At 35.9% G+C, this 17902-nt stretch carries 14 protein-coding genes; 2 read left to right on the top strand and 12 right to left on the bottom strand.

The annotated features are described in order from the left end of the window. Positions 1-14 precede the first annotated feature (14 nt). From ACI6MV_RS00925 to ACI6MV_RS00905, 5 genes are all read right to left on the bottom strand, one after another. Entirely contained in the window at positions 15-518 is a 504-nt protein-coding gene (locus ACI6MV_RS00925) for a tripartite tricarboxylate transporter TctB family protein (RefSeq protein WP_407267900.1), read from the bottom strand. Positions 519-585: 67 nt separating this feature from the next. Beyond that, positions 586-1572, bottom strand: coding sequence for a tripartite tricarboxylate transporter substrate binding protein (locus tag ACI6MV_RS00920; protein ID WP_407267899.1), 987 nt, complete (start codon positions 1570-1572; stop codon positions 586-588). Between the two features lie 46 nt (positions 1573-1618). Beyond that, on the bottom strand, positions 1619-3178 hold the full coding sequence (locus ACI6MV_RS00915) for a sulfatase (protein ID WP_407267898.1): 1560 nt from the start codon (positions 3176-3178) through the stop codon (positions 1619-1621). Continuing rightward, on the bottom strand, positions 3175-3411 hold the full coding sequence (locus tag ACI6MV_RS00910; protein ID WP_407267897.1) for a DUF1450 domain-containing protein: 237 nt from the start codon (positions 3409-3411) through the stop codon (positions 3175-3177). The genes ACI6MV_RS00915 and ACI6MV_RS00910 overlap by 4 nt, the downstream gene beginning before the upstream one ends. A gap of 33 nt (positions 3412-3444) precedes the next feature. Further along, complete coding sequence (locus ACI6MV_RS00905; RefSeq protein ID WP_407267896.1) at positions 3445-4905, bottom strand: sulfatase family protein; 1461 nt, start codon at positions 4903-4905, stop codon at positions 3445-3447. 333 nt (positions 4906-5238) lie between these two features. Here ACI6MV_RS00905 and ACI6MV_RS00900 point away from each other — a divergent pair, with 333 nt between their 5' ends. After that, a complete protein-coding gene (locus ACI6MV_RS00900) occupies positions 5239-6120 on the top strand; it encodes a LysR family transcriptional regulator (protein ID WP_407267895.1) in 882 nt (293 codons plus the stop codon). Positions 6121-6218: 98 nt separating this feature from the next. Here ACI6MV_RS00900 and ACI6MV_RS00895 read toward each other — a convergent pair whose 3' ends face one another. From ACI6MV_RS00895 to ACI6MV_RS00875, 5 genes are all read right to left on the bottom strand, one after another. Beyond that, positions 6219-6863 (bottom strand): YesL family protein, encoded by a 645-nt coding sequence (locus tag ACI6MV_RS00895; RefSeq protein WP_407267894.1) that lies wholly within the window; start codon positions 6861-6863, stop codon positions 6219-6221. 287 nt (positions 6864-7150) lie between these two features. Beyond that, positions 7151-7210 (bottom strand): helix-turn-helix domain-containing protein, encoded by a 60-nt coding sequence (locus ACI6MV_RS00890; protein ID WP_407267976.1) that lies wholly within the window; start codon positions 7208-7210, stop codon positions 7151-7153. 305 nt (positions 7211-7515) lie between these two features. Further along, positions 7516-9060, bottom strand: coding sequence for a type 2 periplasmic-binding domain-containing protein (locus tag ACI6MV_RS00885; protein WP_407267893.1), 1545 nt, complete (start codon positions 9058-9060; stop codon positions 7516-7518). Positions 9061-9101: 41 nt separating this feature from the next. Then, positions 9102-9971 (bottom strand): carbohydrate ABC transporter permease, encoded by an 870-nt coding sequence (locus ACI6MV_RS00880; RefSeq protein ID WP_407267892.1) that lies wholly within the window; start codon positions 9969-9971, stop codon positions 9102-9104. Between the two features lie 38 nt (positions 9972-10009). Further along, positions 10010-10918: an ABC transporter permease gene (locus tag ACI6MV_RS00875; protein ID WP_407267975.1), complete on the bottom strand. Its 909-nt coding sequence runs from the start codon at positions 10916-10918 to the stop codon at positions 10010-10012. Positions 10919-11270: 352 nt separating this feature from the next. Here ACI6MV_RS00875 and ACI6MV_RS00870 point away from each other — a divergent pair, with 352 nt between their 5' ends. Then, entirely contained in the window at positions 11271-13526 is a 2256-nt protein-coding gene (locus ACI6MV_RS00870) for a helix-turn-helix domain-containing protein (protein WP_407267891.1), read from the top strand. 376 nt (positions 13527-13902) lie between these two features. Here the strand turns inward: ACI6MV_RS00870 and ACI6MV_RS00865 are convergent, their stop codons facing one another. Together ACI6MV_RS00865 and ACI6MV_RS00860 are read right to left on the bottom strand one after the other, a co-directional pair. Beyond that, positions 13903-15732: an ABC transporter ATP-binding protein gene (locus tag ACI6MV_RS00865; protein ID WP_407267890.1), complete on the bottom strand. Its 1830-nt coding sequence runs from the start codon at positions 15730-15732 to the stop codon at positions 13903-13905. Continuing rightward, positions 15729-17495: an ABC transporter ATP-binding protein gene (locus tag ACI6MV_RS00860; protein WP_407267888.1), complete on the bottom strand. Its 1767-nt coding sequence runs from the start codon at positions 17493-17495 to the stop codon at positions 15729-15731. The genes ACI6MV_RS00865 and ACI6MV_RS00860 overlap by 4 nt, the downstream gene beginning before the upstream one ends. Positions 17496-17902 lie beyond the last annotated feature (407 nt).

The following is a 17902-nucleotide window of genomic DNA, read 5'->3' as shown; positions in this document are numbered from 1 at the left end:
TTTTAACACCCTTTCTATATTCCAAAAAATCCAGTTGGCAAAGAAATTTGTAACAAAAATTCAAATGAACTCCAGATAATCACTCCTGATACGACAGAATAAATTGCTGCCTTATACCATTTTACTTTTTGGAATACATAAACTAACGCAAACATACTTATACAGGAAGCTATTAAAAATCCTAAAACTGGAATAATAAGAACAAATGCGATTAAGATAAAAATGCCTTGCCACAGCGCCTTGTTATTAGGTTGTTGTTCTGCTACCTGTGGCTGCTGTTGCTTTTGGACTTCTTCTGTATTTTCCATACTTCTCTTCTTGATAGTATGTGCAACAGCCTGAAAAATCGCCAAGAACATCAATAGACCCGCTACTAATTTTGGAAAAAGAATCGGGCTATCCAATCCGGTTTTTAAATCCTCTGCAATGTTCGTTTGAAAATTTATAATGTAAAGAATAGCTAAACCGAACATAAATATGACAAGTGATTCTACATATACTATAAATTTATTCATCATGAATAAATCCTCCCTCAAGGAATTAATAAATAGGAAGGAAGACATAATCGCCTTCCTTCACCAATTACTATTCTTCCATTACTTCTATAAGCTCTGTCAAGTTTTCTTGATTGGTTACAATCTGCTCTTGCATGGTGTCTGGTTCTGTTTTAGTAATTAAAATGTTATTATTGTCAGCAAATTGATTAAAGTCATCTGATTCCATTGCTTCTAAGAAAATATCTTTTAATTGACTAACTAGTTCCTCAGGCATACCTGCTGGACCATAAACGCCAAATGTCGGTCCTCCCACGATATCTATTCCTTGTTCTTTTAACGTAGGAACATCTGGGAAGTTTTCAAAACGTTCTGCACTTGGGAAACCTAGTATTTTCAATTCACCATCTTGCACTTGTTGATAGACATCCGATACATTAATAACACCCATCTCAACATGCCCACCTAGGATAGCTGATACCACCTTCTTACCACCTTCAAATGGAAGGTGACGATAGTTTACGCCAGTTTCTTGGTGAAGCTGCTCAGCAAAAAGGTGACTGAACGTGTTAACACCAGGCGTTCCAACTCTAATCTCTTCTCCAGAATCATTAAAGTACTCTACCATTTCAGCCATCGTGTCATACGGCGCATCACCAGCCACTACTGGGTGCATTTGGAAATCCCCTATTCCAACTATTGTTGTAAAATCATCTGGGAACGTGTAATCTACTTCTTGAAGTAAAGGACGTAATGATAGCTGTCCACTAGGAAGCACTGCTAGTGTGTAACCATCTGGATCTGCTTTTATTAGTTCCATTGTAGGAGGAACACCAGCTCCACCAGGCATATTCTCAACAACAAGCGATTGACCTGTAATATTTTCAAATTCCTTCGTTAGTGCGTGCGCTGCAAGGTCCATTGTACCACCTGCGCCAAATGGTGTAATGATATGAACGTCGTCTGTAGGATATTCACTCGCATCCTCCGAACCACTTGCCCCTTCATTGCCACAAGCTACTATAAACAACATCATAATTCCGAGAAAAGACACGTACATTAAATTTTTGAATCTCACTGTAAAAACACCCCTTTGTTTTATTTACTAACTATGATAAACGCTACTAGCGTTGTATCTCCTTATATAACTCTGCTAACCCCATTCGTTCAAACTGTTCCTCTGGTGCATTATACTTAAATAAGTTATCTGCTAAACAGCGCCTCAACCGTTGTACCTCTTCTGGAAAAGACTCGATTACATTATGTTCTTGCTCATAGTCTGATTCCATATGGTACAGTTCATCTGGCAGTAGAGTAAACTTTAACTCATCCTCAGATTTCATCTGATAACGTTCCATTGTTCTTTGCGGAGAACGAGCATTACCATCACTCAATGTTGTTTGATGCAAAGTAGTTACTTCAAACCTACCATCCTGCATGCTATTTAATCGTTCTCTGGACTCCTTGAAGTCAACATGCTGACCAAAGTCCCAAACTTGGTAGTGAGAATCTGTGTACCAATATAATGGACCAGACTTTTCAGGTCTCTTAACAAGTACCCACTTACCATCCGTTACGTAAATTGCTCCACCGAATACACCAAAAATGACACTATCTTTATCTGTACAATCTTTCTCACCAAGAACGATAGGCAACAAGCTCTCTCCATGTATATCATCTGGCAATGGTACGTGAAGAGAATCTAGTATCGTTGGATGTAAATCTGCCATTTGCACCAAAGACTGCACACGTTTTGGCTTCGCATCTGGATGGTAAACCACTAAAGGTGTATGCGTAATATGGTTATATAAAGTTGGACTATGCTTACCTATCCAGTTATGCTCACCAAACATAAATCCATGATCACTGGTTAAGATAATTACTGTATCTTCCAAGCGACCTAGATCTTCCAATTTATCTAGCATCTTTCCAAACCACTTATCAATGACCAATAAATGACCTTTATATAAATCATGGATGTGTTTGAGCTCTGCATCTGTATATCGATCTGCTTTTCCATAACTCGGCCAAATGACCTCTTCTCCATCATAATCTGGGTCAAACGCTCGATTATATGGTGCCGGTGGATCGAACGGTTCATGCGGATCGAATAAATCAATCATTAAGAAGAATTCTTCTAGCGTTTGATTCTTCTCTAACCAGTTCATTGAACTTTGGAAGACTTTAGGAGTAAAGTAATCTTCTTCTTTGGAAAAATAAGCTGTATTTCTAGCATATTTATCCCAATTTCTACTAAGCTTCTCTTTTGATGCAGGCCATCTAACATCAATATCAGCATCAGTGATCCAATTATCATTTTCCTGACCTCGAATGAAATCCATTCCGTCAAATGAAAAATGATAGTTTCCAGAACCCGCCTGCCATAAGTGATAATGATCGGTAACAAGCATTGATTTATGACCATGTTCCTTAATTCTATTGATTAAATCTTGTTCCTTATACTCAAGCGGAGACCAGCCTCTTCTTAAAAAGTTCAGCCGACCTGTCCATAGATCCATTCTTGCTGGCATACAAGGATATGATCCAATGAATGCGTTATCAAAAATGGTGCTCATTTTTGCAAACTTCTCCAAGTTTGGCAGATCTAATTCATGCTTATGTTGATTATAAAAATCTAAGTGATCTCTTCGAAAAGTGTCACTTAACAAACAAATAACATTCAACGTTTATGCCCCCTTATTTCGTTATCAATCCAATACTCTGGATCAATCATTTCTTTATTATTTAACAATGCCACTGGCCCTTGCATGCAATCAACGCATAGGCCGAGGCAATGAAATTCAATCGTTTTAAACCCTTCATTTCTTAGATCAATCTCCGCCTCGTTACTATACATATCCAGATTTGTAACACAAAACGAAAATTCAGGTTTACAAGTTTTGGTCTGATTTTTCACTACATTCACCTCTTCGTCTAACAATACAGCTGTTCAACTTCCATACACAGAAGCCGCCTCATCATCTTCTTTATATAGGGCTTCTAATTCCTCAATCGCTGCAAACCAATTATTCTTTCGTAAATGTTCTATCCATCCATCTAAGGTCACGTATTTCCAAGGACCTGTTTTTATGACCTCTTGCAGTGGATCTACTCGATTTAGATTCACACCTAGATTCTCTTGTTGCCACTCCATTAACCTGTGATCCATTTCCTTTGCCACTTCAGGGTGTTCTGCTATGACATTTTCTTGTTGGTATGGATCATCCTCCATGTTATATAAAGATACTTGATCGAATTTGTACAAACCAGGATGATACGTTCGAATGTAATACCACTTCTCATCCCGAACGGCTCGCTGGCAAGTGTATAGAGCGTGATCCATTACTAAATGGTCTCTGAACGTTCCTTTTTCACCCTTTAATCTTGGTAAAAATGACTTACCATCCCATCCCAATGGAATATCTAATCCAACCATATCCGTAATCGTAGCAATTACATCAACATTATATAAGAGACCTTTATAATCTGAATTAGGCTGGGTTACGTTTGGCGATTTAATAATTAATGGTAAATGATGAACGGATTCAGTAGCAGATGCATGTTCTCCATAAATACCATGTTCACCCAACGATTCGCCGTGATCAGCCGATATTACAAAAGTTACTTCATCATCAATCTCTAGCTTTTTTAACGTTTCTAGAATTCTACCAATTTGTTCATCCATGAAATTTATAGCCCCGTCGTAGCCATTGACTAGTTTTTCATAATCTTTTCTTGAGTTGATTTTTCTTGGCATTGTATCTGGAAAATTATCAACTGTATGCAAAAAATTTGCTGACCGCGGGAAGCTATCATTTTGCTGTTTTTTGATTACTTCTTCGCTTGGAAATGATGGTGCTGGATGGTCCTGCCATTGTTCAGCATATTCAACGGGACATGTGTATAAAGTGTGTGGATCCCATAATTGAAGATGTAGGAAGTAATTATCATTCTTACCATTGTCTTCAAGCCACGGAATAACTTTGTCTACCACTTCATTAGCATTCTCATTTCCTTCCTGCATGGTATGTGTATGCACTTCATTCCAACCAGCAAAATACCACCATGCATGATGACGATCTCCAAATGAAGAAAAAGTTACCGTTTCATAACCTGCTTCTCTTAAGTATCGAGTAAAGAAAGGATATTTAGTTGAGTGTCCATCTCCCTCTGGATAGTAGAAGTCACTTCCCGGACCCCAATGTGTGATTGCACCATGATTCACCCCATACCTTCCAGACATAAAGCTAGCTCGAGATGGGAGACAAGGTGATGAAGCCGCATAGCATCCATCAAAGCGCATCCCCTTCTCTGCTATTGAATCAATATATGGAGAGGTTTTGCGCTTGTACCCGTAACAACTTAAATGATCAGGTCGAAGCGAGTCAATATCAATATAGATAATTTTCACTTATCAGCACCTCCATGCTTTCATGTATTAACATTAACTTAAAATCATTTTGAAATTAACTATCTAAATAAAAACGGTTACAATAATTACTTCATAGACCGACAAACATAAAAAAACCTTTGAAAGTGCTTGCATTTTATAATACAATCTAATTGCCACACACTATTCGACAAGTTACTTTCGTTTTGAAATTAACTTACTGTTATCCTATCATCTATTATTTAAAATTAGAAGTCAAAAAAAATTATAGGGTATAACTTCTTGTTATACTCAATATGATTGCTTTGAAGATTCACTATACTCAAATGTATTGTTAAGAGGGGAGTGGGAAGCATGAACATAAATACACTAAAAGCATTCTGTCTTGTTGTTGAAGTGGGTAGTATTAGCCAAGCAGCAAAATTATCCTATGTTTCTCAACCAGCAGTTACTAAACAAATCCATCAATTAGAAAGTACATATGAGGTTTTGCTTTTTGATCGAAAGGACGGACGCTTGGTTTTAACGGAAAGCGGTAAGGTTCTCTACCCGTATGCTAAGACAATTGTTGAGGATTTTAGAAGATCACAAGAAGCAGTTTTAGATAATAGTAAGGGTTATCATGAAACATTAACAGTAGGTGCTAGCTTAACTATTGGGGAATATCTATTACCAGGGCTATTGGGACAATATAATAGAAACCATCCTGATATCAATTTTTCATTAATGGTTGAGAATACTCCACGGGTTCTAGAAGCATTAGTAGAAGGTGTTATTGATGTTGCATTAGTAGAAGGTATTGTTAAAGATAAAAAACTGTTGGTGGAAAATATGGCTGATGACGAATTAATTCTTATCCATGCTCCAGATCATCCATGGAAGCAACGAAATGAAATTGATATTGAAGAAATAGCTCATGAAAGAATGCTATGGAGAGAACCTACATCAGGGACAAGATTAATTATTGAGGATTTCTTAAGGCAATATGGAGTCTTTGACAAAATAAATCAATATATGGATTTAGGCAGTACCCAATCTATAAAAAGTGCAGTAGAGGCTGGTCTTGGTATTAGTATTGTTTCAAGACTAACCGTTGCTAGAGAAATAAATCAAGGTGTATTATGTGAAGCAAAAATAAAAGGCATCTCCTTTAAAAGAGATTTGTGGTTAGTAAGAAAACAACAACGATTTAGTAAAAAAAGCGCTCAGGCATTTGCTGAATTCATACTAAAATAATCCAAATTGACGCTTTAGACATATTAACCACTTGCCCACCCAGACATTCATAATTAACAAGTGAACATTTAAAGTGTTCCTTCTAAATTCTACAATCTCTAGTCGACATATTGTGACAAACTTCGGGAAGTGACAGGTACGATCAACTTAAATTTACGATAAGCAAACCACATGATTACTAAAGCAGGGAAACTAGCACCGAAAAATGGAATCAATCCAGGTACAAGCATTAATAAATAAGAAGCACCAAAAATTCCAATGACAATCATTACTGTTCCAATTGGTTTTGTTACCATAAATAAAAATGCATGCTTCATATACTGCATTGTTTTTAATTCGAAATGGACAAACACTGGGAAGAAAAATAATACAGTCAAAAGATACATATACAGCAAAACAATAGAGAAGCAAGATAACACCCAATATAATATGCCACTTTGAGACTGAAAAAACTTCACATCTACGTAGAGAATAATCCCTATAATAATGAGTAACATCCCAAGTACATTACCTTTAATAAACTCCTTTTTATACGTTCTCCAAAATGTTCTGGAGATCGGCGTTTCAAAATCTCCTAATAACCATTTACGTATCATCGTAAACATCGCAATTGTAGCTGGAAAAAAACCGAATATTCCTAAACCTAAAACCGTAAGTAATATCCATAATAAGTTTATATAAGCAAGGCGCATGATCCATTCAGCAACTTGATTGAACCCACCTGCCCACCCTTTTATTTCCATTGATGTTCACCACCTTATATCAATTTATTTAAACAATATGATTTAGTTATCTAAATATGAGCAGCTTTTTCCGTTTTGTAAGCAGCTCCAAGCAATTTATGCATGTCAGACACCACCAAAATTAATATGGTCGTTTGTCACTCAAGTTCATCCAGTTGTAGTCCGAACGCTCGAGTCTCTTTTGATAATTTGGAGAAACCATTGGTAGCTTCCCAGATTGAGATACTAATTGATCGCTATCGGTAAGTCTTCGACGATGAACCAGTAAGCATAATTTTGCTTTGCTTCTACTTAGTAAGGAAGTAGTTGAATACGAACCTAGAGCATCCAATTGTCCTATTAAACATGAAATTTAACCGCCTTTTTTACTAACATGAAATCACCTCACCTAACAAGAACATATATTCTAACTATACCGTGAGGGTGCGTGTGTTGGCTATCGCCAACCGACATTCATCTCCCCCTTATCGCTGAGCTAAAGCCCTTCACGCGATTGAAGAGGGAGTGCTCTGTCGGAAGTGATAAAGTAATAAATACTTCTATTTCATACTTTCATATTATAAGTTGTTAGCAGATTAAATTTCCTCAGTTAGATCCCTTTGATAATCCAGGTAAATAGAGAGCCTAGATAGATGCCTATTTTACTTGGATATTATTTATTTTTATACGCTTCTTCAAATTCTTTAAGCATTTGATCTCCACCAGCAGCTCTCCAATCTTCAATCACCTGATCAAAGCCTGCATCATCGATATCGCCTATGATATATTGACTAACCGCATCTCCTATCATCGTTTGCAGTTCATTACCAAGCTTATTTTTAGTATCGGAAATTATACCTGTTGATGGATCTCCTATTAAACCAGGATCTTCTTCATTTTCTTGTATTGCTTTCAACTGTTTGACAATATATTCCGGCTTACCTTCGTAAACTACTTCTACATCCGTCATAAATATTTGACCTAAATTTTCTAATGTTCTACTAGTTGTTTCTTCAATAAATACATGCTCATCATTCTGCAATTCATAATTTACTCCTTCAATACCAAAGGATCTAAATTCTTTATTTTCTGGGGCAGCAAGTCGATCTAACCCTGCTAGAATCTTGTGCAATTCCTCTTCCGTTTCCACACTACTTTTAGGGAACATTAATGTACTCCAATAACCTAATTTAGCATATTGATAGTTTGGTCCTTCTAGATCTGAAAATGCCAACATTTTAGCATCTGGGTTAATATCAAACAACGGGTCCCAAATTTGGTCCATATTTCCCATCCAAACGCCGGCTTCATCGTTCCTAACCATTTGAAGTACTTGATCCAACTTCGCATAGGTAAAGTCTTGATTCATGATTCCTTCATCATATAATTTTTTAAAGAATTTCATCGTTTCACGATATTCTTCTGTTGTAAAATCAGGAATAAACTTTCCATCTTCAACCTTGTAATTATTTGGCGCACCAAATTTAGATATCATGAATTTAAACGCCGCTGGAATATTCCCTGCATTCTGAGATAGTACGGTTGCCAAACCTAACGTATCATCTTTACCATTTTGATCAGGGTCATCATAAGTGAACGCTTTCAATACATTATACAATTCATCTATTGTCTTCGGTTGCTCTAATCCTAAATTATTCAACCAATCTTCTCGCATGTTAAATCCTTCCCTAGCGATACTATCCTTGTGATATAATGCCCATACTTTACCATCCACTGAAATATTCGAATCTCTGATTTCATCACGACTACCTTTAAGGTTTGGATAATCATCTAGATAACTACCAACATCCCAAAATGCACCTGCACGGATAGCGTTAATAATAGAAGGTTGATTTCCCATAAACACAACTAGAATTTCGGGTAATTGTCCTGAAGATAGCGTTACGTTAACCTTATCCATCATATTCGGTCCTTGTACAAACTGAGGAGAGATGTCAGCATTCATAATTTCTTCTATTTTCTTAAATAGTGGACCATCCTCATCAGGCATATCACCCCAGTACGGTTGTAACGTGCTAATTTCTATAGGCTCTTCACTGTTTTCGTTGTCAGCGCCTTCGCTATTCCCTCCTTTATTTGTTTCTGTATTGTTGTCCTCTGAACCTGTGCTATTGTCCGAACATCCTACTACAGCTGTTACTATTGCAAAAATAACTACAAATAGTAACAATTTCATTCGTGAAATTCTGTTTCCCACATTAATTACCCCCTTGTTTTTTATGTTAAAGATGAAGAAAATCATCCTTTAACCGAACCAACCATGACACCTTTTGCAAAATACTTTTGAACAAATGGATATACGATTAAAATTGGTACTGTAGCTACAACGATAGTGGCCATTTTCAAACTTTGAGTTGGCACATCAACGGCGAATCCAGGATTTGTAAAACTTCCGGAAGACAATATAATAAGTTCTCTTAACCAAACCTGTATTGGCCACATATCAGAATCACTTAAATATAAAAATGGATGGAAGAAGTTGTTCCAATGTGTCACTGCATAAAATAATGCAAATGTTGCCAGGGAAGCTTTTGAAAGTGGTAGTGCAATTTTATAAAATATTTTCAATTCATTTGCTCCATCCATTTTTGCAGATTCAAACAGTTCCTCTGGCAGTTGCATGAAAAAGTTTCGCATTAATATAAGATTAAATGCATTAATTGCATTAGGAATCATGATTGACCAGTAGGTGTTTAACATATGAAGTTCTTTTACAACAAGATATGTTGGAATCAATCCACCTTCAAATAACAAGGTGAAAACAATCAAAAACATAATAAAACGTCTACCTTTAAATCCTTTTCTAGATAAGGCATATGCAGCTGTAGAAGTCATAGCTAAATTGATAAGTGTTCCAAAAAAAGTAATAAACACGGTAATTAGTAAGCTTCTAGGAATTTTTCCATCTGCAAACATCACCTTATAGGCATCTAAAGAAAAGGTTTCAGGTATGATAACTATATCTTTAGTAACGAGCTCTTGGGTCGTAGCAAAAGACCCACCGATAATTTGTATGAAGGGAAATATGCATATAGATGCAATTAATAGCAATAATGTGTAGTTAACAACATCAAAGGTTATATCACCAAGACTTCTGTTTATTTTCATGTCTGCCACGCTCCTTTTGTACTAGAATTTATAAGTTGTTAAAAGATCCCTTCTTCACCAAGACGTTTTGTCGTATAGTTAGCAACCACAACAAGTATTAGGCCAACCAATGATTTAAACATCCCAACAGCTGTACTATAGCTGAATTGACCCTGTGTAATACCTGTCACATACACATACGTGTCAAACACATCGGCATTTTCTCGGTTGGCAGGATTCAACATATTGTAAACTTGGTCAAACCCAAGATCCATAAAATTACCTAACTGAAGAATAAATAACACAACAATTGTGCTTCGAATACAAGGAATAGTTACATGCCACATCTGTCGAAATCTTCCAGCACCATCTATCTTAGCCGCCTCGTATAATTGAGGGTCAATGTTGCTCATGGCTGCTAAGTATAAAATTGTTCCCCAACCTGTTTCTCTCCAAATGGTTTGAGAGGTTAGCATGGTTCGGATCCAATCTGGATTTCCTAGAAAATTAATTTTTTCATTCCCCGTTTGTGCAATTAATTCATTCACTAAACCGCCTTCTGTAGTAAAGAGAACATAAGTAATACCAACGATTACGACCCATGATAGAAAATGTGGAATATAAATAATGGATTGAATCGCACGTTTAAAAACTTGACGTCGAACTTCATTTAACATCAGTGCAATAATAATAGGAAATGGGAAAAAGAACACAAGCTTGTACAACGAGATTAATAAGGTGTTTCGAAACAACATCCAAAAATCGTTATTTGAAAAAAGTCTTTCAAAATGTTCGAATCCAACCCATGGGCTACCAAAAAACCCTACAAATGGTTGAAAGTCTTTAAAGGCTAATGTAAGCCCCCACATAGGCAAATACTTAAAGGTTAAAAAATAAAGAAGACCAGGTAGAACGAGAAGATATAGCCAAAAATTAGATTTCACATTCCTTATAAATCTATTATTCATTTTTTTCTTAGGGGAAGGTGTTAACTTTCTTTCATTTTCAATTATGCTATTAGCAGACATATGAAATCTCCTTTTCCACGGTAATATTATTGAATTTTCCGAACTTTCTATGTTCACAATCATAAGTTTAAATGGTATAACAGTATACAATCAGTTTTATAGATTGTTTGAAAGTGCTTTAATATCAAGCGTTCATGTAGGAATAATCATCATAATAGGCAAATAATCATGAATTTATAAAAGGGGACTATCAAAAAGATTCTCTTTAAAATCTTTCATTTTCTTAATATTTTGATTAATATAAGGTATACAGCTATATGTATTATAAAATTGACAAAAGGAGGTATCATTAATGAGACAGACAAAATATTTTCTTCAGTTACTCATCTTCACTTTACTTATTTCTACGGTTCCTGTTCTCGTTCTTGGTACATTTTCCTATTGGAAAGCTTCAACAAGCGTGTTAGATAAAGTTACGAAAAGTACACAGCAACTTCTTGCCCAAACACAAATTACTGCCGAGCAAAATGTTAAAGTTATTGAACAATCCCTAAATCAATTAATCTCTTTACCTATTATCCACAAGGCATTTCAATCACCTTTAAATGAAAGTCAATTCCAAATGATCCAAGATGTCGATCTCTATATGAAATACACCCAGACCAAAAACCTAGGAATTGAAGAGCTTTATTTTGTTAATTTTAGAAACGAATGGGTCATTTATCCGGACAGGGTTACCCCTTTAAACGAGCAATATTATAAGGTATACCAAGAAAACATCGAACAATTCGGTAGATATCCTTTACTAGTTGACAACAACGAATACAGTCTCTACACATTCAACCAATGGGACATACCATATGGTTTAATTATGATAAAGCAATCACCAATCTATTCGACTAACCCAAACGGCCTTATCCTGGCTAGAATCGATTATTCTCAGTTAAATAGTTGGATAGCCAGTCCTGAACAACTCGGGAACACTTATATTTTAAATAATCAAATGCAAGTGATTGGTTCAAATGTAAAAGAACCAACTCAGTACCAAGGTATAGAAAGTATTGCTACGAAAGAAATACTAGATCATGTTACTTCAGAGGGATATGCTGAAACCCGTTATAACGGAAATACATATTATCTGTTTTACAAAAAGTCAGGTTACACCAACTGGACATATCTATCTGTTGTTCCTAAATCACAAATCGCGAAAGAAAGCGCTGACATCGGTTGGTTGATGCTATACACCTGCCTAGGCATTATTTTAATCTTGCTGTTCTTATCCTATAGAGTTTCATTGAAAATGTATTCTCCTATTTTCAGGTTGTCTAAAGCCTTATCCAATGCCAAAGGAGATGAACACCATTGGGATGAAATTAATTTCATTCATAATTCCTTGGCTAATATGAAGCAACAAATCATATCTCAGGGGAAAGAGCTTCATAAATTCTATGTTTTAAAGCTATTTCACGGAGAACTGTCATTAGATTTAGAGGATAATATTATAGAAACACATCCACACATCAATAATTTCGAACAATATGCTGTCTTCATTTTCCAAATCGATACGTTGGAAAATTCAAGTTATTCTAATTCTGATTGGGATTTACTTTTATTCAACATCATGAACATTGCCGAAGAGACAATTTCTGAAAAAAAGCGCTTATCACTTGTTGTTATTAACCAATCGTTAGTATGCTTAATTGGTTTAGAGAAGGATGAGTACAGTAAAAATCGAAAGGATTTGCTCTATTTCGCTAATAACACAAAACAAAACATTCAGGATTTTCAAGGATTATCTGTGAGTGTAGGAGTCAGCAGAATATTTACAAAGCTTCAAGATGCAAAAGCTGCCTTTGAAGAAGGCTTAAAATCCTTAAAATATCGTGTTCGATTCGGTAATAACGCTGTGTTATTTTTTGAGGACGTGGAACCGACATCAACCAACCGAGTTATTAAATACCCAGATATACTATCTAACCAAATCAAAGATGCTATTGAATTAAACGATCAGCAACGGACGGAAGAACTATTAAAACAATTTATTAATGCTACGTTTGACAATGAGGGTAGTGTAACAGATTATCAAATGATTTTAATTCGTTTGCTTGGTGAGATCATGGACGTTTATAATGTTGGGAACGACACAATGATCTTGCACGGCCAATCATTACCTAAAGAATTGTTAGAGTTGCAAACGATAAGTGAAATTCATCATTGGTTTATGAAGCAAGTTATTGAACCAATTATGGAACTTATTCAAGAGAAAACTAACCAACAGTACAAAAGAATTTCAGATGATATCATTCGTCTCGTTGAAACAGAAAAAAACCTTGAGATCACATTAGAAGAAATAGGTAGAAAGCTAAGCTATTCCCCAGCCTATTTAAGTCAGATATTTCGCAAGGAGAAAGGAATGTCCTTTACAGATTACCTGACTATGTGTCGTGTACATGTAGCCAAAAAGTGGCTACTTGAATCGGAGCTAACTGTGAATGAAATTGCAAAAAAGTTAAACTTTACAAACTCACAAAATTTCATCCGTTCTTTTAAAAGAGAAGTTGGTGTTACTCCTGGCAAGTATCGAACATCACAGGAAAGTAAGGAATAAATGTTGAGTTATACAAATCATTCATTTACAGAAATGCATGTATGATGAAATAAAATCTTATACGTGGATTCTTATCAAGAATTTAACGCTGGAAAATGCTTTTTTCAACTGACTTTCCAATGAAATCAATGAAAATAGTACTACTTAGCAATTTTCAGACTTATGTACAGAATTATTATTTACATCTTGCGTAGAAACCCTTGCTTTATTTTTCAAGCAAGGGTTTCTCTACACAATCTACTATTCTAATCAATTTCATAGTACTGATTTTTAGCTATCCGCATCCATATATAGTTGGATTAACCGTCTCCGAACTATATACGGATGCGGATAGCTGTATAGGTAATTATGAAATTAACTCATTCGCTTACTTTATTCATTCCACTTTAAGAAACCTATTCTGCATTTTAACTAAATTGGCATATACCCCTTGCTTTTCCATTAATGACTTATGATTTCCTATTTCAACAATCTCTCCATGATCAAGCACAACTATTTTGTCGGCATTTTCAATAGTAGATAATCGATGGGCTACTACAAATGAAGTCCGGTTATTCATTAGTTTTTCCATGCCGTTCTGTATTTTCATTTCTGTTTCTGTATCAATGCTTGATGTTGCTTCATCTAAGATTAGAATTTTAGGATCGGCCAACAACGCTCTTGCAAATGAAATTAATTGTCGTTGTCCAACAGATAACATCTTACCTCGCTCTTCCACTTCTGTTTCATATCCGTTTGGAAGTTGCTTAATAAAGGAATCTGCTTGGACAGCCTTAGCAGCTTCCATCACTTCATCATCTGATGCATCTAAACGACCATAACGAATATTTTCCATAATCGTACCAGAAAATAAAAAAGCATCTTGCATAACTAAACTTATATTTCTTCTTAAGCTGTTAATCGTTACTTTTGTAATATCCTGATTATCGATTAAAATTCTACCTGAACTAGTATCATAGAATCGACATAATAAATTTACAACTGTCGTTTTGCCAGAGCCAGTATGGCCGACAAGCGCCACCGTTTCTCCTGCTTCCACCTGTAATGTAAAATCCGTCAATGCAGTCCGGTTCGTTTCATAAGAGAAACCAACCTTGTCAAACGTCACATTCCCTCCATTAACAGCTAGTGGCTTTGCAGATGGTTGTTCTTTAATTTGCGGTCTCTCGTCTAGAAATTCAAAAATTCTTTCAGAGGAAGCCATAACACGTAGCAATTGATTATAAATCATTCCTAAGCGGGATATAGGTTGCCAAAAGTTTCCAATATAACTAGCAAACGCAACTATAATACCAATAGATATTTCTTCTGCCTGTAATAAATGTGCCCCATACCAGAATAAAGCGGCTGTTCCAAACGCACCTGTTACTTCCACAAAAGGTGGCAGCATCGAACTAATTTTAGTTGAGTATCGAAGGGCGTCTGTATTACGTTGGTTGATTCCTTTAAAGTAGTTAATATTTTCTTCTTCTTGAACAAAGGTTTGCGTTTCTCTTATACCTTGAATAGATTCATTGTAATGGGAATTCATTCTCGATTGAAAAAGGCGAACTCGCTGCCAACCACGACGAATTTTCCTTCGCATTTTTGTAGATAACAAAAACATTATAGGTACAACAATCATAACCGCGAATGCTAACTTCCCGTTTAAGTAAAATAACATGGATACAATACCGATGAGCATAATAACATCCATTAAAATATTAATGAGTCCATTCGTAAATAACTCTTGCAGACTGTTTACATCATTGTTCAGTCGGACAATGACAGAGCCCTCTGTACGTTTATCAAAAAAGCGAAACGATAAATTTTCAACATGTTTAAATAGCTTCTCCCGAATGTCATATACCACGTTTTGCCCTAGAATTGTCGTATAGCGAATTCGAATCACGTTTACAACGCACTGCAATAGATATAAAACTGCAATTGTTATAACTAGTGTAGTCAAAAGAGAAACATCGCGTGGGCGTAAGGCATAATCAACCGCATAGCCAATGATAAACGGAACAACAAGTTTAACTGCAGTACTTAGAAGCAACGTAATGACAGCAATAGGAAAATATGAAAATAGATACGGTTTAATATATTTTAATAATTGAACCATAATCCACCAGTTAAATGGCTTTTCTATTGCGTTATCATCTGGATAAACGAATCGATCTCGCCTTACATTTTTATTTAGGTTAATATGTGATGCTTCATTCATAGCGCTCGACTCCCTCTAGTCACCTTGTTATTCCCTTCTATTTGACTGGCGTGTTGCACATCATAAGTCATACGGTATACGCCATTTTGATTCAGAAGTTGTTGATGTGATCCTCTTTCAATTATGTGCCCTTGATCTAATACAATGATTTCATCTGCATTTTTTAAAGAAGATATTCGATGTGCAATAATAAATGTCGTTCTATTTTGGAAATATGACTTAAGATTAGATAAAATGTGGTACTCTGTTTCCATATCTAATGCACTTGTAGCATCATCTAAAATCAAGACTTTTGGATTAACTAGTAACGCCCTTGCAATTGCAATTCGTTGTTTCTGTCCTCCTGAAAGCCCTAATCCACGTTCTCCAACTACGGTATCGTAGCCATCCGGTAATTCTGAAATAAAACCATGTGCATCAGCCAATGTGGCTGCGCGAATAATTTTGTCCATTGATGCACGAGGGTTACCATAGCAAATGTTATCTCTAATAGTCGCTGAAAAAATGAACGGATCCTGCATGACAATTCCAATATCTTTTCGTAACATAGAAAGTGATAGTTGACGCGTATCATAGCCATTTACATATACAGTACCCTCTGATGTGTCGTACCCTCGAAAAAGCAGATTAATAATGCTCGTTTTCCCTGAACCTGTTGCACCTAGTAGTCCAATCGTCTTTCCAGATGGAATGTCTAAATTAATATTTTCTAATGTACCTTTCATTTGCGAGTAACCAAATGAAACGTGATTATAACGAATATCAGTCATCCCATTCTTTAACTTAATAGGATTTTCAGGAGTTAAAATCTCTTCTTTCGTCTCTAATAGTTCATTTAGTCGCTCTGCCGAGGTGATTGATTGCATAAATTGGTTGATAATAAAACCAATATTCGCCAAAGGCATCACAATCATCCAAATCAAACTAAAGAATGCTACTAACGTTCCTATGGAAATATCATTATTTACAACTAAAATACCACCATATCCTAGTAATATAACGACACAAAATCCTCCTAGCATTTCCATAACCGGAAAATATTTCGACCAAATGCGAGCACTATTTAATTGCGCATTTTTAAACCCTAAGTTATGCTGAGAAAATTTTTCTGTCTCAAACGCTTCATTCCCAAAAGATTTAACCGTGCGAATTCCCATAATATTTTCTTGTATCCCTGCATTCAAGGTTGCGACGCTTTTTCTAATATCTCTAAAGGACGGGCGCACCACCTTCTGGAATCGATATGAAACGATAATCAATAATAAAAGGACAACTAAAGTCACTAATGTTAATCGGATGCTATAAAAGGACATTACTGTTAATACTGCTATAAACATAAATAATACTCTTAAAAACTGTACAATTCCGTTAGACAAAAAATTGCGAATCATCTCAACATCGCCTGTTAGCCGAGCCATTAAATCTCCTGTTTTTGCTCGACTATAATATCCTAATGATAAATATTGTAATTTCTTATACAGCATGTTTCTTAAGTCATACACCGTTTCAATCCCAAATTGATGGCCTAAATATTGTGAAATAAATTGAAACAATCCTTTAACAATTGCAACGCCAATTACAGATAAAGATACGATCGGAACGAGTGAATATTGTTCTTTTAAGATTACATCATCAATGAGATATTTAGTGAGAAGGGGAGCAACTACTCCAACTCCAGTCATAGCCAATAAAGAAATAACTGACAAAATTAAGTAACGCCTGTAAGGCAAAAAGTACGATTTAATTTTCAAGAAATCTTTCATGCCGTAACCTCCATAGAATAATAATCTCCACAACCTTAAAACCTTGGACATTCATGCGTTCAAAAAGCATCTTAAATACATTTGAAAATTGTGATAATTCTCATTATACCGTCCACAATAGTTAGCAACCATGCATAGATGAATTATTTTCCATGGATTATAATGCTATTTCTAGAACAAAAGCGCAGAGCGCCGGTTAGCGACGTACGGACTGGACTGAACCGCAGGAGATAAAGGAAACATGCCCCTGCATAAGGGGTATGTCGACGTTGGACGACAAGTCCGCTTTTAGTCGACCTTCCATAAAACTTGAATCGATGTTGACTTATCGTACGGAGGTGAGGGAAGTCTCGCTAGTCGCTGGCGCTCGAAGCTGGCCGCGGCTAAATAACTAAGCAAGATATCCA

The sequence above is a fragment of the Radiobacillus sp. PE A8.2 genome, assembly GCF_045635475.1.
Lineage (GTDB): Bacteria > Bacillota > Bacilli > Bacillales > Amphibacillaceae > JBJGXI01.
Note: the sequence above shows the minus strand (reverse complement) of the source record. Positions and strands in the feature narration are given on the sequence as shown.